This is a genomic window from Photobacterium ganghwense, from assembly GCF_017329545.1.
In the GTDB taxonomy this organism is placed as follows: domain Bacteria; phylum Pseudomonadota; class Gammaproteobacteria; order Enterobacterales; family Vibrionaceae; genus Photobacterium; species Photobacterium ganghwense.
Window position 1 is genome coordinate 295,056 of the sequence record NZ_CP071325.1, and the last position, 21,566, is coordinate 316,621.

The window sequence follows — 21,566 nt, forward strand, 5'->3', positions numbered from 1 at the left end:
TCCTATGGAGCGGATGCTTGCTCCGGGGGCACCTAGTCAGTGACTGCGGGGGGAGCCGTCAGGACGACCGCACCCGATGTGACAGGTTCCGCTTTAGCGGCTGGCGCAAAAATCTGCCCTGGGAACAGGTAGCGGGCTTCCTGTTGTACCTGCTCGGCCAGCGCGGTTTCACCGAGATGCTGGTACGCAGCAATCAGGTTTTGGTACAGCGTGGGGCGTGGCCAGATCAGGGCTTTTTGGCGAGCCCATGCAATATACGTCTGAATCAGTGCCGGGTTGGCGGTGGTAATCCCAACCTGCAGCTGGGTGACGTGCAGATCCCACTCAAATCGATCCTGCCAGGCCCATGGATTGTTGACCTTCAGCAGGTAGTCAATATTGGCCGGTTGGCGGGTCTCAAACTGGGTTAATTGATGGCCCGAGTACAGGGTAGTGGTCATGAAACCAGTGGTGAGCACCGGCAGGATCAGAACCAGTCCCCGAATGGACAGCACATACTCCACCTGACGGCGGTAGTATTTGGCGGTCAGATTGTCCACCCAGTAGATCAGGATAATGAACATCACCCAGTGCGGTAGGGAGTGGTAAAACGGATACTCCAGCTGGGTATGCAGGGTAATCGGCAAGAACAGGCCAACCAGTGCTAATTGGGTGCCAGCCCGGGCTTTGCGGATTTTCAGAAAGACGGCGGCGGCGGCCAGCAACAGTCCCAGTAACGGCAGGATGCCCCCTTCTGCAGCCCAGTAAGCCAGTTCATTATGCGGGTGATCCAGCGAAGGCATACCATAGGGCTTGCTCGGGTCCTGATGGTGCCACTGCGCTGTTTGGGTCACATAACTGGTTTCGAACCGGCCATAGCCATAGCCTGACAGCGGTTTGGCCAGGAACATATTCACGGCCTGAGGAATGTGCATGGCACGCGGGCTGATCAGGCTGAGGCGTTCTTCCTTGGGGGCCCAGCCGGTGTGCTGGTTTACCTGCCAGGAAACACTCAGTCCCATTACCACCATCAGCAGCCACATTCGCCACTGGGCTTTGGCGGCAAACCGGCGCAGGTAAGGAATCATCAGCACCACACCCACGGCGGCTCCCAGCCAGCCGGTGCGGGAACTGAGTACCACCAGGATAGGTAGGGTAACCACCGGCGTCAGTAGCAAGATCAGCTGCAGCCAGGACCATTTCCCCCGATACATAGGCAGCCTTGCCAGCAGATAAGCCGAGAGCACCAAGCCGGTTGCCAGAAAACTGGCCATCACATTGGGTTGCTGAAAAATACCGTACGGGCGGTTTTCTAGCGTGTTGTAGCCGATCGGGTTGCCCGGCTCCAGCCACAAAAACTGTACCCAGCCAAAGCCCGCTTCGAGCCAAACGCCCAGCAAAATCAGCCACAGCAGACGCTGCCGCTGTTTATGGGAAAACGCAAACTGCTGCAGGCCGACAAAAAACAAAAAGCCGGCCCATAAGCCAATCAGACGAGGCAGGGCAGTAGCGCTATTGGCCTGCGGAAACAGCACCGGAATAGTCAGCAGCAAACAGCAGACGAACAGCACCAGGGTTAGGCGGGAATAGCGCCATACCCGCTGGCGACAGATTTCCAGCAGGCCGAAGGCGATAGCAAAGCTGAACGGGATCCAGCTCATCGCATTGAATGGCAAGTTCAGGCCAGCACCGCCCGGGTTGTGCTGAAAATAATGCATGGCCAGCAGGAACAGGAAGCCCAGTGAGGCCAGAAACGGTTTGACCATGGGTTTGCTGATCCCCTGCTCGGCAAGTCGCGTGCCTTTTACATGTAAAACAGTCATGGCTGTTCCGTCTGTCACAGGGTGAAAGAAATAAAACCGGGCATCATGGGCCCGGTTGTCCTATCTGAATGTTGGAAGCGGCCAGCTTCAGCTCGCCGCAGTGAGTGCCGGTAACAGCGGCTTCAGGAAGCGGGCGGTATGCGAGCCTTCAACCAGTGCCACCTGCTCCGGTGTCCCGGTTGCAATAATTTCACCGCCGCCACTGCCGCCTTCTGGTCCCAAATCGATGATCCAGTCTGCCGTTTTAATAACATCAAGGTTGTGCTCAATCACCACGATGGTGTTGCCGTGATCTCGCAGGCGGTGCAACACGGTCAACAGCTGCTGAATATCATGGAAATGCAGGCCGGTAGTCGGCTCATCCAGAATATACAGTGTTTTACCTGTATCGCGTTTGGACAGCTCACGTGCCAGTTTGACCCGTTGGGCTTCCCCGCCGGATAAGGTGGTCGCGGCCTGACCGAGACGGATATACGATAACCCGACATCGATCAGCGTCTGTAATTTTCGCGCAATCGCTGGAACTGCATCAAAAAATTCGCGGGCATCCTCGACGGTGAGTTCCAGCACTTCATCGATGGTTTTACCTTTATAGCGAATTTCCAGGGTTTCGCGGTTATAGCGCTTGCCCTTACAGACATCACACGGCACATACACATCCGGCAGGAAGTGCATTTCCACTTTGATCACCCCGTCGCCCTGGCAGGCTTCACAGCGTCCACCTTTCACGTTAAAGCTGAATCGACCTGGTTTGTAGCCGCGGGAGCGGGATTCCTGCGTACCGGAAAACAGCTCGCGGATCGGAGTGAAGATCCCGGTGTAGGTCGCTGGGTTGGAGCGTGGGGTCCGGCCGATCGGGCTCTGATCAATGTCGATCACTTTGTCGAAGTGCTCCAGATCGCGGATCTCGCGGTAAGGAGCCGCATCGCCGCCAGCTGCGCCGTTGAGCTGGTGGTGGGCGATCTTAAAGAAGGTGTCGTTGATCAGGGTTGACTTGCCGGAGCCGGAGACCCCAGTCACGCAGGTCAGCAGACCGACCGGAATCTCTGCGTCGACCTGCTTGAGGTTGTTACCGCTGGCCCCCAGCAGTTTTACGGTGCGGGCCGGATCCATCTCCACCCGCTGTTCGGGCACGGCGATCATCTTTTTGCCACTCAGGTACTGGCCAGTCAGCGAGTCGGCGTTGCTGAGGATGTCCTCCAGTTTCCCTTCGGCAATGATGCTGCCGCCGTGTACCCCGGCCCCCGGGCCAATATCTATGATGTGATCGGCAGTACGGATGGCATCTTCGTCATGCTCGACCACGATCACGGTATTGCCGAGATCCCTGAGATGAGTCAGGGTTTTGAGGAGTCGCTCGTTGTCGCGCTGGTGGAGACCGATAGACGGTTCATCAAGGACATACATGACACCGACCAGACCGGCACCAATCTGGCTGGCCAGGCGGATTCGCTGAGCTTCCCCGCCCGACAGGGTGTCGGCACTGCGGGACAGGTTGAGGTAGTTCAGTCCGACGTTGACCAAAAAGTGTAGGCGATCTTTGATTTCTTTCAGGACTTTTTCGGCAATTTTCGCTTTCTGGCCGGTCAGGCTCAGCTCGTCGAAAAATGTCAGCGCGCCGTTGATGCTCATCTCACTGATCTGAGGCAGTGTGGTGTTGGCGATGAACACATTGCGGGCTTCCAGGCGCAGGCGTGAGCCGCCACAGCTGCTGCACGGCTTAGTGGAGACAAATTTAGCCAGTTCTTCCCGGACGGAGTTGGATTCGGTCTCGCGGTAGCGGCGCTCCATGTTGTTGAGGATACCCTCAAACGGGTGGCGGCGAACCGTGATATCTCCGCGATCATTGATGTATTTGAATTCGATTTCCGTGCGCCCGGAGCCGTTCAGAATGACGTCCTGCACTTTTTTCGGCAGCTCACCAAACGCTGCTTCCACATCAAACCCGTAATGATCCGCCAGCGATTTCAGCATCTGGAAATAATAAAAATTGCGCTTGTCCCAGCCGCGAATCGCACCGCCGGCAAGGCTCAGCTCATCATTCTGGACGACCCGGCCCGGATCAAAAAACTGCTGTACGCCCAAGCCGTCACAGGTGCCGCAGGCACCGGCCGGGTTGTTGAAGGAGAACAGGCGGGGCTCCAGCTCCTGCATGCTGTAACCACAGTGCGGGCAGGCAAAATTGGCAGAGAAGACGATTTCCTCATGTTCACCGTCGGTCATCGGGCTGACCACGACGGTGCCACCGGACAGCTCCAGTGCGGTCTCAAAGGATTCTGCCAGTCGCTGCTGCAGATCGTCGCGCACCTTGAAGCGATCCACCACCACTTCAATGGTGTGTTTTTTGTGTAACTCCAGGGTCGGAGGATCGGACAGATCGCATACCTCGCCGTCGATCCGTGCCCGGATGTAGCCCTGAGCAGCCAGGTTGGCGAGGGTTTTAACGTGCTCCCCCTTGCGCTCTTTGACTATCGGGGCCAGCAGCATCATCTTGCTGCCTTCCGGCAGTTCCAGCACTTTATCGACCATCTGGCTGATGGTTTGCGCGGCCAGTTCGACGTTGTGGGTTGGACAGCGCGGCTCACCGACGCGAGCATAAAGAAGGCGCAGATAATCGTACACTTCCGTGATGGTGCCGACAGTAGAACGCGGGTTATGGGAGGTCGATTTTTGTTCAATCGAAATCGCCGGCGACAACCCCTCAATGTGGTCGACATCCGGCTTTTCCATCAGTGACAGGAACTGGCGGGCGTAAGCCGAGAGGGATTCGACATAGCGGCGCTGTCCTTCGGCATACAGGGTATCAAAGGCCAGAGAGGATTTCCCAGAACCCGACAGGCCGGTAATAACAATCAGCTGATCCCGTGGCAGCGTAAGGGAAATGTTCTTCAGGTTATGGGTCCGGGCACCCCTGACTTCAATTTTGTCCATAATGATGCGCTTAGTGACTGACGTAGTTGTCCGGCATTATTGCATAGCCGCCGGGGGCTTAAAAGAGAAGGCTGTATAAAGATACAGTGAAGTGTATGCAAATCCACCGTTCGTCTGGTATGCTTAGCAGCTAGAATTTGCGGCGCAATACCCAGCTTCAGCCCTGTTCGCAATGGGGGGAAGCATGATAGACTGCGCGATTAAGTATAAACTTTCAATAACGGTGCTTGTGGTAAAAGCAGGCCCGATAATGAGATCGGAGTGAACTATGGCCAGTCGTGGCGTAAACAAGGTTATCCTGGTTGGTAACTTGGGTAATGATCCGGAAATCCGTTACATGCCGAGTGGTGGTGCAGTTGCAAATATTACCGTTGCCACCTCTGAGACTTGGCGTGACAAAAACACCGGCGAGCAGCGTGAAAAAACAGAATGGCACCGTGTAGTGCTGTTCGGTAAGCTGGCGGAAGTGGCGGGTGAATACCTGCGCAAAGGTTCGCAAGTTTACATTGAAGGTCAGCTGCAAACGCGTAAATGGCAAGACCAGAGCGGCCAGGATCGCTTCTCGACTGAAATCGTCGTGCAGGGTTACAACGGCATTATGCAAATGCTGGGTGGCCGTCAGGGTGGCCAGGGTATGGGTGCCCCTATGGGTGGTCAGCAGCAGCAAGGTGGTTGGGGACAGCCGCAGCAGCCAGCTGCCGCACCACAGCAGCAGAGCTACGCGCCTCAGCAACAGTCTGCCCCACAACAGCAGCCTGCGTCTCAGCCTCAGTACAATGAGCCGCCAATGGATTTCGATGACGATATCCCATTCTGATTTAGAATGTGCGAGCCATACAAAACCCCGTTAAGACGGGGTTTTTTGTTATCTGGACAAGAGAAATTCTGAGGTGCTAGGTGCTAGGTGCTAGGTGCTGATTTTGGCTTCTGGCTCACCGATTTTCGGTTGACGACTCACTCAAAAAAAATGAAGTAGCCATACGCTACCACCAGAGCGGGAACCGATGAGTAGAGAGTCGCCACCAAAGCGGCTTTGGGTGCCAGTGCAATGGCAGGGAATAAAGCATCCCCGTCATTGCTGATGGCGTTCCCAAGCTGTGCTGAGAGCGGAATGGATCCGGACAGATACAGACTGGTGACCAGAATCTGTGGGCCACAGCCGGGCAGCAGGCCGATGGCTACGCCCATCAGTGGCAACAGCAGGGCCCAGTTAGCGAAGATCTCTGACAGATTGATACCGGTCCAGTAGATAGTGAGCTCAAACAGCAGGAAAGCGCCGATGACCCAGCTGGTGACAAAGTTGGTGTCCTGTGCCACGCGCTGAAAAAGGTTGGCGGTTCGCGCTTTGGGATCCTCAGAAACGGCGGACTCATAGTCGGTGATATCGCGGCTGGTGGCCCACAGCAGCATGGCGCAAAGCGCGGCTGCGGCTCCCGCGATATTGGTGGTGTTGGCTGGCAGGCTGAACAGCTGATCCGGGTCGATCTGCAGCGATCCCAGGATAGCAATGGCGCTGGCTGGCAGGAGCAACCACTGCCAGAACCGGCCTTGCAGGCGGCTGACCGGTTCGCTGATTGGGGCAATGTGGCGCGAGTGGTCATCAGCCGTTGACTGTGCATCACGAACCGGACGCATAAACGCGGTGCCGTGCAGGCGATCGACAATCATGCCGGAAATCAGACCCACCACAAAACCGACGGCGATGACAGCCAGCGCAGTAGACGGCTCTGCCGCCAGTAACAGGAAGGCGGCATCGCCCATGGTCGCAGTCAGCACCGCCACGACCGCCCCAAAACTGAGTTTGCCCCTGACAAACTGGGTGATCACCACAATGGCGCCACCACAGCCGGGTAAGGCCCCCATCGCTGAGGCAAACAGCACCTGAAAGCGGGCGCTCTGGGCCAGCATCAGACTCAGTTGGTTATTGTCTTTGTTCAACCTAGCGGCAATGGCGTGGTACAGCGTCAATGTAGCCGCTACATACGCTGCTACCTGCCAGAATGCATCAGCCATGACTCCGACAGTGATTGCTCGGGTGGTGGGCGAAGCGGTAAGTAATGCGATCAGAATCACCGGAAGGATCAGGCGTTTGTTGGCCAGTCGCCATGAATGCTGCTGAATGTGCCGACTGAGTGTCTGCTGAAAAGATGTCATTGCCGCCTCCGGAGCCTGTTTGTAATTCCTTATCATTTAAACGCAACTGATAATTATTATCAATTGGTTTTTGTGGTTATTGTGTCGAATAACGGGTCGCCCTGTTGGTGAGCAGGGCTCTATCACAAATTGTAGGGGCTGGTGGGCGAACAGGCCGATTATTCCTGATCTCTGAGCCTGTTTTACCGACGTCTGAGTGTCAGTGATCACGACCGGCTCAGACCCGGACGGCATGGCTTCAGTCAATCTATTGATTTACCCATGTATCCATTTATTCATAACCGGTTATCTGTCACTGGATGACTGGCATTACTGCATCATGCGAACTGGTACCGGGCTAATTAGCCGGATTGGCTTTGGCCTTGATGAAGTCAATAAACAGCTTTGTTTTGACATGGTTATAGTCGAGTTTGGGGTAATAGGCATACGCGGAGCTGACCGGCTGCTTCAGCTGTGGTAGTACCGGCACCAGCAGGCCCTTACTCAGTTCACGGCGAACCGTATTTTCACCAATCAGAATGATCCCCATCCCGGCGACTGCTGCGGCAACCAGGGCTTCCGGATTCTGGGTGGTGAAATTGCCCGTTAGCCGCAGACGCAGGTTGTTCTCGAACACATGCTCCTGTTCATGGCCGTGCGTGCCGAACAGCAGGCAGTTATGCTCTGCCAGTTGTTCAGGAACCTCGATGGCCGGACGACCTTCCAGATAGCTCGGGGCGGCATAAAAGCCGGGCTGGAAATCAAACAGTCGGGTTGCGATATAGCTGGAAGAATTAAAGTCCGTCAGTGCCTTACTGATAAAAACATCCAGATTGAGGTCCGGCAGCTGGCCCGGGGTCACGGTATGCAGCTCCACCTGAATTTTCGGGTAGGCCTCAATGAACTCAGCCAGGTAGTGCACCAGCAGGCGGCTACCGGTTGCCAGCGGCGCCCCGATGCGTAGCACCCCGCTGACTTCACCATAGGTTGAGGTGGTTTCTGCCAGCAACTGGTGCCAGTCATCCAGCAGGCGGGCGCTGCGTTGATAAAACAGCTTTCCGGCGTCGGTCATGGTCAGGCTGCGGGTGGTGCGCTTGAGCAGCTGCACGCCCAGCTGTTTTTCCAGCCAGGACAGGCGTTTCGACAGTGCAGAGCTGGAGGTGTTGAGCTTGTTCGCGGCCTGTGCCAGAGAACCCTGGTTAACGACCATGACAAAGCTGTTGGTGCAGGTGATCCAATCCATGTTTTGACGTACCTATTTTGACGTAGCTATGTTGACATTGCTATCTGACGGCGAGCGGCCGGGTGGTTGCGGGAACGGAATGGGGAACGATTTGCCTATTCTGTGCGGGCAACTATAGTCTGTGCGGCAACTATAGCATGCGTAAGCACAACCTGAACGCGGCTTCCGGTGCCAGAAGTGAACGCCGCATGCATTTCGCGTCAATCAACCGGATAAGGTATTAATAAATTGTTAATTTGTCGACCGTGGCACTGACAAATTGACCATGATAATGGTACTTTGCACGCCAGATCCTGCTTGATGATGACCGGAACCAATGTCGAGCAACCCCTTCTACAACTTACTGATATTTATCTGCCTATGAGAAAAGCGTCAGGAATGAGACTGACCAACCGGTTGGTTGCTTTTGTTACCGTCATTGTGATCTGTGCGATGTTCGTCATTTTTATCGGCGGCGCCGTCAGTTTCCGTAAACTGGGCCAGGACTACCTCACCCACTACCTTGATGGGGTGGTGGAAGTGATTGATCAGGAAATGGCCGATCCTCAGGGAGCGCAGTCCCTGTCGCGCTGGCTGCCTAAATTGCTCAAAGCCAGCAATGTAATGGAACTGGAAGTCAGCAGCGAAGCCGGGGTGATCTACAGTTTTAAAGGGCTGCAGACCTTAAACGATCCCTCCATTCTGTATCGGAGCCGGTATGAGCTGCAGCACAACCCAGGCTACTTCGTGGACATGAAGTCGATCCCGCCATACACCGAATTTACCTATTCTCTCGGGGCGATGTCGTCCATCAGTCTGGCCATCGCAATCATTATCGCCGGGCTGATATGGGGCATGGACTGGCTGCGTCGCCAGCTGCTCGGCTCTGAATTACTGGAACACCGAGGCCGGATGATTCTGGCCGGACGGGTCGAAGAGAACGAAATTGGCGATGAGCGGGAGTGGCCGGCCACGGCCAGTCTGGCCCTGGATAAGATGATAGCCGAGCTGAAAGATGCCCGGCAGGAGCGCAGCCGGTTCGATACTTTTATCCGTACCCATACTTTCCTGGATCAGCTGACGGGCGCGGCCAACCGGGTGATGTTCGACAGCCGTTTGCAGTCCATGCTGCAGGATCAGGAAACCCACGGGGCCGTGATTTTGGTGCGGATTGCAGACTGGGAAGAGCTGTTGGCGGAGAAAGGCAAAGAAGAAGCGGATGAACTGATTCAGGACGTCGGCGGCATCTTGTCGAACTTGGTGCAGCGCTATCCCGATACCGTACTGGCGCGTTATTTCGATGCCGAATTTGCGATTTTGCTGGGACAACAGTCGGTGAAAGAGGTTAAACAGTTCGCCAATACCATGATGAACGCCCTCGACCGGCTCAGCCCGCCCACACCACTGGACAAGGAAAATTGGTGCCACATTGGTGTGACTTCCTGGGTCAGCGGGGAGCGGCGAGGCCGTATCATGGACGAAGCCGACATGGCGCTGCGCAGTGCCCAGCTGCAGGGCACGAACGGCTGGTTTGCCTTTAAAAAGGATCAGCAGGTGGAAGACGCCCGCGGCAGTGTGCGCTGGCGAACTCTGCTTGACAGTATTTTCAGCAGCGGCGGCCCACTGTTGTACCAGCAACCGGTGATCATGGCTGATGGTACGACGCTGCACCGTGAGCTGTTGTCCCGGATCCGGGATGAAAACGGCATGCTGATCAAGGCCTCGCGTTTCCTCAGCGCGGTGGAGCAGGTGGGATTCAATGCCCGCATGGATCAGCAGGTGATCAGCAAGACGTTAAATATGTTGCGCAATGAACCGGTAGAAGATGCACTGTCGGTCAATGTGAGTGTGGAGGCGCTGCTCGACAAGGCTTTCGTCAAATGGCTGCGGGACGAGCTGCTGCAGACGCCGCGGACGGTGCTGAACCGGCTGTCGTTTGAGATCCCGGAAAGTGGCCTGGTTAAGCATCTGGATGCAATTCGTCCGGTGGCCCGAATTCTTGTCGGCCTGGGCTGTAAGCTGGTGGTCGATCAGGCCGGACGCACGATTGTCAGTACCCATTACATCAAGGATATCAAGGTCGATATCATCAAGTTGCACCGTGGTCTGGTGCGGGAGATTGACTTGCGGCAAGAGAACCAGCTGTTTGTCCGCAGTATGCTCGGTGTTTGTGCCGACTCGGCGGTGCAGGTGGTTGCGGTCGGGGTAGAAAATCAGAATGAATGGCAGGTATTAAAGCAGTTGGGCGTCAAGGGCGGCCAGGGACGTTATTTTGCCGCAGAGTTGTCACTGGAAAAGCCGGAAAGTCCGCGTAAACAAAAATAGACAAAAGACTTAATAAAAGTGTTTCTATTAATTAAAAAACACTATTAAATCAATATAATTTATTTATAATGGTCAAATAATTGACGCAGGTAAGGCAAATTTATGCAAATCGCAAAATTTGCCGTTTTTTTTTGGGGTCGTTTATTACGGCCATAGACATTGAATATGTTAGTTACCCAATTTTTTAAAAAGAAAAGCCAGCGCCAGACAGCCTGCATTGCGCTGTTTTCTGACACGCTAGCCCTCGCTTACCAATTCGAAAATCAATGGCATACCGATGAGCACCCTGTCGCTGACAGCCATCAGTGGGGCGATGCCATCAAGGCGCTGATCAGTCGCAACCCACTTAAGGGAGCGGCCCTGCGTCTGGTACTCGGACACGGCTACTACCAGAGCATGATGATCGAAAAGCCGGAGTTGCCGCAGGAGGAATACCCGACCGCGTTGCCTTTCCTGGTCAAAGAATTGGTCAATGAATCTCCGCAGGAGCTGGTGGCGGATGGATTTCTGGCACCGCTGAAGCAGCGTTTGCAGGTGTTTGTCGCTAATCGGCGTTTACTCGAAAAACTGGCGGCGGCCTGCCGCGATGCCGGTTGTGACCTGACTGTGGTATCCGCGGAAGACGTGGTCTGGGGTCAGTTGACGGCGGCGACGCAGAGCCAGGTGATTCTGCATCGTCGCAGCCAGGGGAATTTACAGTTAACGGCGTTCAAAGAGCAGGTGTTGTGTTTTCAGCGCCAGCTGCGTGGTTTCGCTGCCCCTTTACTGGTCGGGCAGGCGGATGATTTGTCCTCCGGCTTGCAACTGGACGGCCTGGCGTTGGAGTTACAGCGCTCGCTGGATTTTCTGAGTGCGCAGCTGCGTGAAACCCCCGTGACTCAGATGCTGGTGTCCTGTGATGATGATGACGATAGTCGATTGGCGCAGGTGCTGGGTGAACGTTTGAGTGTGCCGGTAGTGGCACTGACACCGGCACAACCCGCTCTGCTTAGTAACGCACTGCGGGTCGCTCAGGCCGGTGCCGCTTACGGAACCGGGGCGATCAACCTTTACAACGAGACCCTCAAACCCAAAACCGAATTGCTTACCCTGCCGAATATTGCGGCCAGCTGGTTGGCAATTGCCATTCTGCTGGGGGCTTTCAGCGGTTGGTGCAGCTGGCAGAATCACCAGCAGCAACTGGCCCTGCAGGCGGAACAACGTCAGCTGGATGAAAAGCGCCAGCAACTGGATCGGGCGAAAGCCGCGTTGGCACGGCATCTGCCGAGCGTCCTGAAAGTGGAATCCGCAGACGGACTGGAGCAGCACCTGGCAGCCAAGCAAGCGACGCTGGCAGCGATTGCCCAGCATGATGACAGCCTGAAGGTAGGCTACGCCGGTATGCTCCAGCAACTGTCGGATGCCGCCAGCGGGGATATTTCCCTGCAGCGGATCAGTGTTGCTGGCCGTCGCTTGGATCTGGAGGGTCTGGCTCGTTCACCGGACTCCGTGCCGAGCTGGCTGCAGGCTTTCAAAACCTATCCGGCGCTGTCTGACCGTCGCTTCGAGCTGATGTCGTTGGGCCGCACCGAAGACAACATTGTGACGTTCAAACTGCTGGCAGAGCGGAGCCAGCCCGGCGCCGTGGCACCATCCGTGAAGCAGGGGAATCAATCATGAATCGCTGGTACACGTTGTGCGATAAATTTGCGGTGCTGACCGAGCGTGAGAAATGGCTGATCGCGATTTCCGGCTGGGTGGCCTTGAGCTTTGCCGGTTATTTGCTGGTGGTTGAGCCGGTTCTGATGAAACAGGAATCACTGCAGCGGCAGCGAGCATCAATCAGTAATGTACTGACCGCCAGTATGGACCAGATTCAGGTGATTGAGCGCAAGCTCCGGACCGATCCGGACCAGGAAATTGATGAGGAAATTGCGCGCCTGACCCGTGAAAACCGGGCGCTGGACGATGAGCTGGGCGAGCGTGTGGCGAGCCTGGTCAGCCCGGTGCAGATGTCGGCGCTGATGGAGCAGGTTCTGCAGCGCACCAAGCAGCTTAAGCTGGTGGCGCTGACCTCGCAGCCGCCGGTTCAACTGATCAGCGGTAACGATCAGGGGTACTACATTCATCCGGTGAGCCTGACCCTGCGTGGACGTTACTTCGATGTGGTGGCGTATCTGCAGCAGCTGGAGGCGTTGCCGGTGAAATATTACTGGCGCAGCCTGAATTATCAGGTCGATACCTATCCATGGGCGGACATTCAGTTGGACGTTTATACCCTGGGCGAGAGTAAGGACTTTATTGGTGGCTAAATCTCTATTTATTGCTCTGGGTCTGATGGTTCTGGCCGGTGCGGCCAACGCCACTCAGGATCCGACCGCTCCGCTGGGGTGGCAGGCACCGGCGGCCAAACCGTCTGTATCGCAGAGCCGGTTACCGAGCCTGGAAGGCATCTTCTGTGACAAAGCCAGCCAGGATTGCACTGTGGTTCTGAGCGGCAAAATGGTCAGCCAGGGTGGCAGTGTTAATGGTTATCAGGTCGCGGCTATTTACGATGATGCGGTTATCGTAAAACGCGGCGGTCGGCAGTGGCGGCTGGAAATGTTTGCCGACAACATCAAGTCAGATTTTTAAATAAGTGGTTAAGATGCGTGGATTAGTTGTAGCAGCGGTCATTGCCTCCCTGGTCGGATGCTCGACCAACATGGGGCACCGTGACCCGGTTGAGGTTAAAGGGGCGTTAAACGAGGCGGCCAATCAGGCTAACAGCCGACCGTTGATGGATTTGCCGGCGTCGGTGAATGCGGATCTGATGCCAAGCCTGGACGGCAGTGATTATGTCAGTCCGGTGGCGGTGGAGAAGCGATTCCGGGTCAGTGCCCGCAATGTCGATGCCAAAGCCTTTTTTGGCAGTCTGGTTAAAGGGACGCCGTTTAACATGGTGATCCACCCTAACGTGCAGGGCCGTATTTCGCTGACGCTGCAGGATGTCACGCTGGATGAAGTGCTGGAAGTGGTCTCTGACATTTATGGATACAGCACGACCCGCAAGGGCAATATCATTCAGATTTTGCCGGCGACCCTGCGCACTGAAGTGATGCCGGTCGATTACCTGCAGCTGAAACGCCGTGGGATCTCGCTGACTTCTCTGACAACCGGCTCGATTTCGGATACCGGCAGCGATAGCTCCCGGAATAACCGCTCAAGCAGCAATCGTAATAACAATAACGATTCCGAGCAGAACAACAGCAGCTCCAGTTCCAGTAAAGCGACCGGCGGGACACAGATTGAAACCCTGTCGGAAAGTGATTTCTGGCAGCAGCTGGAGCGTGCCGTGCAGGCGATGATCGGCAGTGGCCAGGGACGCAGCATTGTGGTGTCACCGCAGGCCAGCCTGATTTCGGTGCGTGCGTACCCGAATGAGTTGCGTGAAGTGAAGGAGTTCCTCGGGGTGTCGCAGCAGCGCCTGAAGCGTCAGGTGGTGCTGGAAGCCAAAATCATGGAAGTGACCCTGAGTGACGGTTATCAGCAGGGTATCAACTGGAGCAACATCACCAAGAGTATCGGCGGGACCGACATTACGTTTGGCACCGGTCAGGTGGTCAGAGATCTGGCGGGCAACATTGTGCCTCAGCTGCTGCCGGGCGGAAATGAAATCTCTAACCTGCTGAACGGTCAGACTAACGTGACGATCTCAGACGGTAACTTTGATGCGGTACTGAGCTTCCTTGATACTCAGGGCGATCTGAATGTGCTGTCCAGCCCTCGGGTAACGGCGGCTAACAACCAGAAAGCCGTGATTAAAGTCGGCGGTGATCAGTACTTTGTTACCGATATCTCCGGCGGCGAAGTAAACAGCGATGGCGGTACGGCATCGCCGGATATCGAACTGACCCCATTCTTCTCGGGTATTTCCCTGGACGTGACGCCGCAGATTGATGATGAGGGCGGCGTGCTGTTGCACGTGCATCCGACCGTGGTGGATGTAAGTACCGAGATCAAAGACATCGCCCTGGGCGATACATTCGGCACCTACAGATTGCCATTGGCAAAGAGCTCGGTACGTGAGTCAGATTCTGTCATCCACGCCCGCTCCGGCGATGTGGTCGTGATCGGCGGCCTGATGAAATCATCGGTGCACGATCAGGTTAGCAAAGTGCCGTTACTGGGAGATATCCCGATGCTGGGCCATCTGTTCCGTAACGTGAATCAGCTACAGACTAAAACCGAGCTGGTGATTTTGCTTAAACCAACCGTGGTGGGTGAGCAGACGTGGCAGAAGGAAATTGAGCGTTCGCGTGCCCTGGTTAACGAGTGGTTTCCTGAAGAGGGATAATCATGTACCAGTCCCATTTTGGTCTCACGTCAGCGCCGTTTGCGCTGACTCCCAATACCCGGCTTTTTCATGCTTTGCCTCCGCACCTGGAGGCAATTGAAACGACTCTGGCGGCGCTGGCGATGGGAGAAGGTATCATCCAGATCTCCGGTGAGGTCGGGACGGGAAAAACGCTGGTGTGTCGGATGCTGATTAACCAGCTGCCGACGCAGTTTGAGCTGGCCTATCTGCCGACACCGGCTCGAAGCGGCAAAGAGCTGCGAATCGCACTGGCCCGGGAGCTGGCGCTCGAGACCGATGGTGACGAGGCATTGCTGGCTGACGGTCTGCAGCAGGCGCTGCTGGCCCGAAAAGCGGCCGGGAAAACCGTGGTAGTGCTGATAGACGAGGCGCAGGCCCTGCCGGACGATGCGCTGGAAGTGGTCCGCTTGCTGGGTAACCTGGAGACCGAGCAGGAAAAGCTGCTGCACATCATTCTGCTGGGGCAGCCTGAGCTGGATACCCGGTTGGCGCAGCACCACCTGCGTCAGTTCCGCCAGCGAATCACGTTCCGCAGTTGTCTGCGGCCGCTGGATCTGTCTGAAACCGCAGCCTATATCATCCACCGTCTTGCCGCTTCAGGCTGTGAGACGGAACTTTTTCATCTGGCCGAGATAAAAGCGATCTGGTCTGCCAGTCGGGGGATTCCGCGGCTGATTAACCAGTTGTGTCATAAGTCTTTACTCGCAGCCTGTAGTGAACAACGCCAGCACATTGATCGTCAGGACGTGCTGCTGGCAATCCGAGATACTTTGGGCGCGCGCCAGCCTCGCTGGACGTTTCCGGTATTGTGGGGATGGCAATAACACCCATGAGTGAACTGAATAAAAAATTAAGTGCGTTGCACCAGCAACAGGCGCAACAGACATCCGCTGCGGCAACGCTGCAACCTGCCGCTGTGACTCCGTTGCCGCAGCCGAAACCTTGGCGCTGGGGCGTGGTCGGTGTTTGCTGCCTGCTGGCAGCCGGTGGTGTTGGTTGGTGGCTGGGAAGCGGTCAGGTACAAACTGTTACCGATAAAACAGCCACGGGCATCGCTGCCACCGACGCAACGGTTGATGATACGGTTGCCACGGCTACTGAAACGACAGCGAAAACAGCGGCAGTTAAAGCCCCGGAAGCTAAAGTCCCAGAAACTAAAGTCCCAGAAACTAAAGCCCCGGCGGGCAAAGTAACGGTAACAGCGACCGAGGACGAGGCCATCGAGGAAATAGCCGTCGGGGAAACCGCTGGCGGAAAAATAGCTGCACAGAAAATGGCGGCGAAAGATAGCGCCATAGCAAAAACCACGAGCAAGAGCACTGCTCAGGCCGAGGATTCGGCGACCGTGGCGCAAGTCATGAACTCCCGTGTTGCCGCTGGCCGTTCGGCGGTGACGCCTGAGCCGGAAGTCCAGACAAAGCCGACCCCACAGATGGCCGTGCGCCAAGCACCGGTGTCTCGACAGGTGAACGACGAGCCTGTGACGGTGGCCAGTGCGTATGATGACGAAGACGTTGACGCGTTTGAGTCTTATGACGACATGCAGGACACGGACGAACAACCAGCCGAGTTGGAGATTGAAACCGTTGAGCTGGATGCTGGTCAACTGGCACAGGTGGAATACAACCGTGCCCAGAAGGCCATGAAAGAAGGGAATACCCGCAAAGCCATCGGCTATTACGAAGCGGCCCTGAAATACCAGCCGGAATGGGTGTCGGCCCGTCAGAAACTGGCGGCGCTGTACTATGGCCGAGGCGATGCGCGCCATGCCCTCAACACGCTGCAAAAGGGGCTGGAATTCAACCATACCCAGCCGGACCTGCGTCTGACGCTGGCCAAGCTGCTAATGAATGAGTCGCAACCCCAGGCCGCACTGAATGTGCTGTCTGCGATGCCGGAAAAAGATCACAGTGGTTATCTGGCCATGCGCGGGGCGCTGGCCCAGCAGTTACAGAACAATGCGATGGCGAAAAGCAGTTACCAGCGCTTGAGCCAGACAGAGCCGTATGACGGACGCTGGTGGCTGGGACTGGCCATTGCGCTTGAGCGCAGTCATGACGCCGAGCAAGCACGTGAGGCCTATCAGCAGGCATTGCTGATGGGGCGGATCTCCGCGACCTCGCAACAGTTTATTCAGCAGCGCTTAACCGTGCTGAGCCAAGCAGAGGGTTAACCATGCCGATCAGACTTCGAAAACGCCTGGGTGACCTGCTGGTCGAAGAAGGCATTGTGGATCAGAGCCAGCTTGAGCAGGCACTGGATCAGCAGCAAGCGACCGGCCGCAAGCTGGGCGCCACCCTGATCAGCATGGGGTTCCTGACCGAGCAGCAGATGCTGCAATTCCTGTCCCGTCAGCTGGATATCCCGCTGGTGGATCTCAACCGGGTGACGGTCGAGATGGAATCCGTCACTTTGCTGTCAGAAGTGCATGCCCGTCGGCTGCGGGCACTGGTTATTGGCCGCCGGGACGACACGGTTCGGGTGGCGATGAGTGACCCGGCAGATCTGGCAGCACAGGAAGCGGTCTACAACCAGCTGGCGCAATATCGGGTGGAGCTGGTGATTGCGCCGGAGCGCCAGCTGATTGCGGCGTTCGACCGTTACTACCGCCGGACTCAGGAAATTGTTTCTTTTGCTGAGCAGCTGAAAGCCGAGCATCAGCAGGAATCGGATTTCCGGTTCGGGTTTGATGATGCCGATAACGATGAAGTCACGGTCGTCAAACTGATCAATTCCTTGTTTGAAGACGCGATTCAGGTCGGCGCATCCGATATTCACATTGAGCCGGACAGCGATGTGCTGCGTATCCGTCAACGTATCGACGGGGTGCTGCATGAAACTCTGTTGAACGAAACCAGCGTGGCTTCGGCACTGGTGCTGCGCCTGAAACTGATGAGCGGGCTGGACATTTCCGAGAAACGCTTGCCTCAGGATGGCCGTTTTAATGTGAAAGTGCGTGGCAACTCCGTCGATGTGCGGGTCTCGACCATGCCGGTCCAGCATGGTGAATCGGTGGTGATGCGTTTGCTCAACCAGTCGGCGGGTATTCTGAGTCTAGATCAAATCGGGATGCCGGAGGCGATCCTGCATCGCTTCCGCCGTCAGCTGAAGCGCCCGTACGGCATGATTCTGGTTACCGGGCCAACAGGCTCAGGGAAAACCACCACGCTGTACGGCGCGCTGAGTGAACTCAATAAGCCGGGCAAGAAGCTGATCACGGCGGAAGACCCGGTGGAATACCGCCTGCCGCGGGTCAATCAGGTGCAGGTGAACACCAAGATTGGCCTGACGTTCTCGTCGATTCTGCGGACGTTCCTGCGCCAGGACCCGGATATTATTCTTGTGGGTGAGATGCGTGATCAGGAAACGGTGGAAATTGGTTTGCGTTCGGCCCTGACCGGTCACCTAGTCTTGTCGACCCTGCACACCAACGACGCGATTGACAGTGCGCTGCGCATGATGGACATGGACGCGCCGGGCTATCTGGTTGCCAGTGCTGTGCGCGCCGTGCTCGCACAGCGTCTGGTTCGCCGGGTGTGTCAGGATTGCGCTGAAAGTGTGATGCCGGATGCGGCTAAACAGCAATGGCTGATGGCTCGATTCCCGCAGCATGCCGGGGTGCCGTTCCGTCAGGGGCGGGGCTGTCAGAGCTGTAACTTTACCGGCTACAAAGGCCGGGTTGGCGTCTTCGAACTGCTGGAAATGAATACGGACATGATGGATGCCCTGCGTGCCGGAGATGCGGTGCTGTTTGCCCAGATCGCCCGTCAGACACCGGGATACCAGCCTCTGATTGAATCTGCGATGGCGCTGGCTCAGGACGGGGTCACCAGCCTGGAGGAAGTGCTGATGCTGGGTGAAGGTGATGACCACGACGGTTTTGTACTGTAACCGGCACTGGTGCTGTGAATAAAAGGATCCGGGTATGCCTGTATTTAACTACCGCGGTCGTGGCGCTCAGGGCGAACTACGGCGCGGACATATTGAAGCGGCCAGTCAGGATGCGGCGGCCGATCTGCTGCTGAGACAGGGAATCATCCCGCTGGAACTCCGTCAGTCGAATGCCCGTAGCAACGGGCTGGATCTGAACCAGTTGTTTAAGAGCACCATCCCGCTGGAAATGCTGGTGATCTTTTGTCGTCAACTGTACAGCCTGACGAAAGCCGGGGTGCCATTGCTGCGATCCATGAAAGGATTGGGACAGAGTGCGACGCATCCCTTGATGAAAAGCACACTGGAATCCGTTGTGGCGGAAATGACCAATGGTAAGCCGCTGTCGGTGGCGATGAAGCAGCATCCACGGGTCTTCAATACCTTGTTTGTCTCGATGATTCAGGTCGGGGAAAACACCGGTCGGCTGGATGACACCTTGCTGCAGCTGGCGCATTACTACGAGCAGGAAATGGAAACCCGTCGCCGTATTAAATCCGCGATGCGTTATCCGATGTTTGTCATGAGTGCCATTATGCTGGCGATGGTGATCCTGAATATCAAAGTGATCCCGCAGTTTGCGTCTATGTTCAGCCGGTTTGGCGTGGAGTTGCCGTTGCCGACCCGCATCCTGATTGCCAGCTCGAACTTTTTTGTCGGTTACTGGCCGTTGATGCTTGGGGGATTGGTGGTGGCTTGGATGGGGGTGCGCCTGTGGCGGCAAACACCGGCGGGCAGTGAAAAGTGGGATCTGTGGCGTCTGAAAGTGCCTATTGTGGGCGATATCGTTAATCGCGCCCAGTTGTCCCGTTTTTCCCGTACTTTCTCATTAATGATTCGGGCGGGGGTGCCGCTTAATCAGGCGATTCAGATGTCCGCGGAAGCGCTGGGCAACCGCTACCTGGAAACCCGGCTGATTGACATGAAAATGGGGATTGAATCCGGTAACAGTATTGCGGCCACAGCCAGCCAGTCAGGGGTCTTTACCCCACTTGTCCTACAGATGATTGCGGTAGGGGAAGAAACTGGTCAGGTTGACGAACTGCTGTTTGAAGCGTCGGAATTTTATGATCGCGAAGTGGACTACGACCTGAAAACTTTAACGGCGCGTATTGAGCCTATCTTGTTGTTAATTGTGGCAGCCATGGTGCTGTTGCTGGCACTCGGCATCTTCCTGCCGATGTGGAGTCTGCTCGATGTGGCCAGAGGTGTATAAGTGGCTTCAGCAGCGGCGGCTCTATGTCTTTTTGTGGGGGAGTTTGTTGCTGCTGACGGTCACCATATTAATGGTGCAGGGTGAACATTTTGTTGATCGGGCGGAAGAGATCCAAGTCAAAGTTTTGACTCAAACTATGGTGAAAAGTGCGGCCTCCATTCGTCAAAAATGGGAGCTTGAAAACCGACCTGAATACAGTTCAATTAACGGAATAAATTACGGCTTTACTCAATATGGCTGGCCTATTATTCGTTCTGAAAAGGGAATTGATTGCTCCCAAACGTGGAATTTGCTGTCTTCGAGAAATTCTGAATTGGAATATTTAAATTTCGAACGTAAAAGTACTGTTACATCATATTCTTATGACTCGTGTTTTTATCAAATTAGCCATGGAAAATGGGTGGCATTATTTTATGAAAATGAGACAATACGAATTAACGGTTTTTTGACGCATTACGAAAAGTGATGACGTTGATTTGACAAAAAATAATAAAAGGTAAATCCCAAGATGAAAAAGCAAACCGGATTTTCCCTGGTGGAATTAGTCATCGTAATTATCGTTGTCGGTTTGTTGGCTGTTGCTGCATTACCACGTTTTCTTAACGTGACCGACGAAGCGAAGAAAGCGTCCATTGAAGGGGTTGCCGGTGGTTATGCCACCGCCGTGCTGTCAGTACGTGCACAATGGGAAGCGTATGGTCGACCAAAAAGCGATAACCGTAACATGGTTAACTATGACGGTACTGACATTTACCTGACTCAGGCCGAAGATGCGAACAACCCGAGTGTGGGATACCCGATTGCCCTGACAAATAAAGCGGTTGCCGCTTTGTCAGCAACCGACTGCGTCGCTTTGATGGATAACCTGTTACAGAATCCACCGAAAGTGACCAGTGACAGCAGCGAAGCGCAGGGCGGTAAATACCTGTTCTTTGCATCACTGACTCAGGAAAATAACCAGAATGCTTGCCGCTATTATCAACTGGCCTCTGCCAGCAGTAACGGCGGTGGTAACTCAGATGTGACCTCCGGTCACTACTTCACTTACCAGCCTGCCAAAGGTCTGGTGCAGACTGTAATACGCTAAGCGTATAGAAACATAAAAATTAGGAGAAACTTATGAAACGTCAAGGCGGTTTTACGCTGATTGAGCTGGTTGTGGTTATCGTGATTCTGGGTATCCTGGCCGTTACTGCAGCCCCTCGTTTTCTGAACCTGCAAGGTGATGCTCGTCACTCTGCGCTAACCGGTCTGGAAGGTGCAATGAAAGGCGCTGCGGGCATTGTTTACGGCAAAGCGGCCATTCAAGGCCTGGAGTCAGAAGCTGGTACAGCGAACAAGTCAGTAACAGCGTCAGGTACAACTGTTGAAATCGCATTCGGCTACCCGAAAGCGACAGATAAAGGTATTGTTGCTGCGCTGACTGGTTTTGAAGATAACGGTGACTGGGTTATCGTGAAAGACAGCGCTAAAGATAACTCCATTCTGCTGACTTTCTCTGAGTACAAAGATCAAAATCAGAAAGATTTAGACGATAACAACCGTAAATGTTACATCCAATACACAGAAGCGAAAAATAACAATAGCGAGCCGACAATCACGCTATTAACTGACGCTTGTAAATAATATTTTATATAGAGCTCTTCGGAGCTCTATTTACTCAGGGCATTC

General features: G+C 55.2%; 17 protein-coding genes. 13 read left to right on the plus strand and 4 right to left on the minus strand.

The annotated features are described in order from the left end of the window. Nucleotides 1-32: 32 nt before the first annotated feature. Nucleotides 33-1,802, minus strand: coding sequence for a PglL family O-oligosaccharyltransferase (locus tag FH974_RS01470; RefSeq protein ID WP_207103446.1), 1,770 nt, complete (start codon nt 1,800-1,802; stop codon nt 33-35). Nucleotides 1,803-1,889: 87 nt separating this feature from the next. Beyond that, a complete protein-coding gene (uvrA, locus tag FH974_RS01475) occupies nt 1,890-4,733 on the minus strand; it encodes an excinuclease ABC subunit UvrA (RefSeq protein WP_207103447.1) in 2,844 nt (947 codons plus the stop codon). Nucleotides 4,734-5,001: 268 nt separating this feature from the next. Here uvrA and FH974_RS01480 point away from each other — a divergent pair, with 268 nt between their 5' ends. Then, nucleotides 5,002-5,550: a single-stranded DNA-binding protein gene (locus FH974_RS01480; RefSeq protein ID WP_207103448.1), complete on the plus strand. Its 549-nt coding sequence runs from the start codon at nt 5,002-5,004 to the stop codon at nt 5,548-5,550. Between the two features lie 137 nt (nt 5,551-5,687). Here the strand turns inward: FH974_RS01480 and FH974_RS01485 are convergent, their stop codons facing one another. Then, nucleotides 5,688-6,887 (minus strand): putative manganese transporter, encoded by a 1,200-nt coding sequence (locus FH974_RS01485; RefSeq protein WP_207103449.1) that lies wholly within the window; start codon nt 6,885-6,887, stop codon nt 5,688-5,690. Between the two features lie 337 nt (nt 6,888-7,224). Continuing rightward, complete coding sequence (locus FH974_RS01490; protein WP_047887022.1) at nt 7,225-8,109, minus strand: LysR family transcriptional regulator; 885 nt, start codon at nt 8,107-8,109, stop codon at nt 7,225-7,227. Nucleotides 8,110-8,469: 360 nt separating this feature from the next. On the opposite strand from FH974_RS01490, the gene csrD reads away from it, so the two are divergent. The 12 genes from csrD (at nt 8,470) to FH974_RS01550 (ending at nt 21,521) form a co-directional block, all read left to right on the plus strand. Continuing rightward, on the plus strand, nt 8,470-10,413 hold the full coding sequence (gene csrD / locus FH974_RS01495; RefSeq protein ID WP_207103450.1) for an RNase E specificity factor CsrD: 1,944 nt from the start codon (nt 8,470-8,472) through the stop codon (nt 10,411-10,413). Nucleotides 10,414-10,578: 165 nt separating this feature from the next. Next, nucleotides 10,579-12,072 carry a PilN domain-containing protein gene (locus tag FH974_RS01500; protein ID WP_207103451.1) on the plus strand — a complete coding sequence of 498 codons (1,494 nt, stop codon included), beginning with the start codon at nt 10,579-10,581 and terminating at the stop codon, nt 12,070-12,072. Next, nucleotides 12,069-12,704: a type II secretion system protein M gene (locus FH974_RS01505; RefSeq protein WP_047887020.1), complete on the plus strand. Its 636-nt coding sequence runs from the start codon at nt 12,069-12,071 to the stop codon at nt 12,702-12,704. The genes FH974_RS01500 and FH974_RS01505 overlap by 4 nt, the downstream gene beginning before the upstream one ends. Further along, a complete protein-coding gene (locus FH974_RS01510; protein WP_047887019.1) occupies nt 12,697-13,026 on the plus strand; it encodes a hypothetical protein in 330 nt (109 codons plus the stop codon). The genes FH974_RS01505 and FH974_RS01510 overlap by 8 nt, the downstream gene beginning before the upstream one ends. 13 nt (nt 13,027-13,039) lie before the next feature. Then, the gene (gene mshL, locus FH974_RS01515; protein WP_047887018.1) at nt 13,040-14,728 is read left to right on the plus strand and encodes a pilus (MSHA type) biogenesis protein MshL; all 1,689 of its coding nucleotides are present in this window, start codon (nt 13,040-13,042) and stop codon (nt 14,726-14,728) included. A 2-nt stretch (nt 14,729-14,730) separates the two neighbouring features. Then, complete coding sequence (locus tag FH974_RS01520; RefSeq protein WP_047887017.1) at nt 14,731-15,573, plus strand: ExeA family protein; 843 nt, start codon at nt 14,731-14,733, stop codon at nt 15,571-15,573. Between the two features lie 5 nt (nt 15,574-15,578). Further along, a complete protein-coding gene (locus tag FH974_RS01525) occupies nt 15,579-16,922 on the plus strand; it encodes a tetratricopeptide repeat protein (protein WP_207103452.1) in 1,344 nt (447 codons plus the stop codon). A gap of 2 nt (nt 16,923-16,924) precedes the next feature. Continuing rightward, on the plus strand, nt 16,925-18,640 hold the full coding sequence (locus FH974_RS01530) for a GspE/PulE family protein (protein ID WP_047887015.1): 1,716 nt from the start codon (nt 16,925-16,927) through the stop codon (nt 18,638-18,640). 34 nt (nt 18,641-18,674) lie between these two features. Then, nucleotides 18,675-19,895, plus strand: a complete 1,221-nt coding sequence (locus FH974_RS01535) for a type II secretion system F family protein (protein ID WP_047887014.1) — start codon at nt 18,675-18,677, stop codon at nt 19,893-19,895. Next, nucleotides 19,876-20,361 (plus strand): hypothetical protein, encoded by a 486-nt coding sequence (locus FH974_RS01540; protein ID WP_053061924.1) that lies wholly within the window; start codon nt 19,876-19,878, stop codon nt 20,359-20,361. Before FH974_RS01535 ends, FH974_RS01540 begins: the two co-directional genes overlap by 20 nt. Nucleotides 20,362-20,403: 42 nt before the next feature. Next, on the plus strand, nt 20,404-20,982 hold the full coding sequence (locus FH974_RS01545; RefSeq protein WP_047887013.1) for a prepilin-type N-terminal cleavage/methylation domain-containing protein: 579 nt from the start codon (nt 20,404-20,406) through the stop codon (nt 20,980-20,982). Between the two features lie 32 nt (nt 20,983-21,014). Further along, entirely contained in the window at nt 21,015-21,521 is a 507-nt protein-coding gene (locus FH974_RS01550; protein WP_047887012.1) for a type II secretion system protein, read from the plus strand. Nucleotides 21,522-21,566 lie beyond the last annotated feature (45 nt).

Bases quoted from the DNA above. Each gene is read 5' to 3' on its own strand.
- FH974_RS01470 (WP_207103446.1), bottom strand. From the start codon at position 1,802: ATGACTGTTTTACATGTAAAAGGCACGCGACTTGCCGAGCAGGGGATC.
- FH974_RS01550 (WP_047887012.1), top strand. From the start codon at position 21,015: ATGAAACGTCAAGGCGGTTTTACGCTGATTGAGCTGGTTGTGGTTATC.
- FH974_RS01545 (WP_047887013.1), top strand. From the start codon at position 20,404: ATGAAAAAGCAAACCGGATTTTCCCTGGTGGAATTAGTCATCGTAATT.
- csrD (WP_207103450.1), top strand. From the start codon at position 8,470: ATGAGAAAAGCGTCAGGAATGAGACTGACCAACCGGTTGGTTGCTTTT.
- FH974_RS01500 (WP_207103451.1), top strand. From the start codon at position 10,579: ATGTTAGTTACCCAATTTTTTAAAAAGAAAAGCCAGCGCCAGACAGCC.
- mshL (WP_047887018.1), top strand. From the start codon at position 13,040: ATGCGTGGATTAGTTGTAGCAGCGGTCATTGCCTCCCTGGTCGGATGC.
- FH974_RS01480 (WP_207103448.1), top strand. From the start codon at position 5,002: ATGGCCAGTCGTGGCGTAAACAAGGTTATCCTGGTTGGTAACTTGGGT.
- FH974_RS01535 (WP_047887014.1), top strand. From the start codon at position 18,675: ATGCCTGTATTTAACTACCGCGGTCGTGGCGCTCAGGGCGAACTACGG.
- FH974_RS01505 (WP_047887020.1), top strand. From the start codon at position 12,069: ATGAATCGCTGGTACACGTTGTGCGATAAATTTGCGGTGCTGACCGAG.
- uvrA (WP_207103447.1), bottom strand. From the start codon at position 4,733: ATGGACAAAATTGAAGTCAGGGGTGCCCGGACCCATAACCTGAAGAAC.
- FH974_RS01525 (WP_207103452.1), top strand. From the start codon at position 15,579: ATGAGTGAACTGAATAAAAAATTAAGTGCGTTGCACCAGCAACAGGCG.
- FH974_RS01485 (WP_207103449.1), bottom strand. From the start codon at position 6,887: ATGACATCTTTTCAGCAGACACTCAGTCGGCACATTCAGCAGCATTCA.
- FH974_RS01530 (WP_047887015.1), top strand. From the start codon at position 16,925: ATGCCGATCAGACTTCGAAAACGCCTGGGTGACCTGCTGGTCGAAGAA.
- FH974_RS01540 (WP_053061924.1), top strand. From the start codon at position 19,876: ATGTGGCCAGAGGTGTATAAGTGGCTTCAGCAGCGGCGGCTCTATGTC.
- FH974_RS01490 (WP_047887022.1), bottom strand. From the start codon at position 8,109: ATGGATTGGATCACCTGCACCAACAGCTTTGTCATGGTCGTTAACCAG.
- FH974_RS01520 (WP_047887017.1), top strand. From the start codon at position 14,731: ATGTACCAGTCCCATTTTGGTCTCACGTCAGCGCCGTTTGCGCTGACT.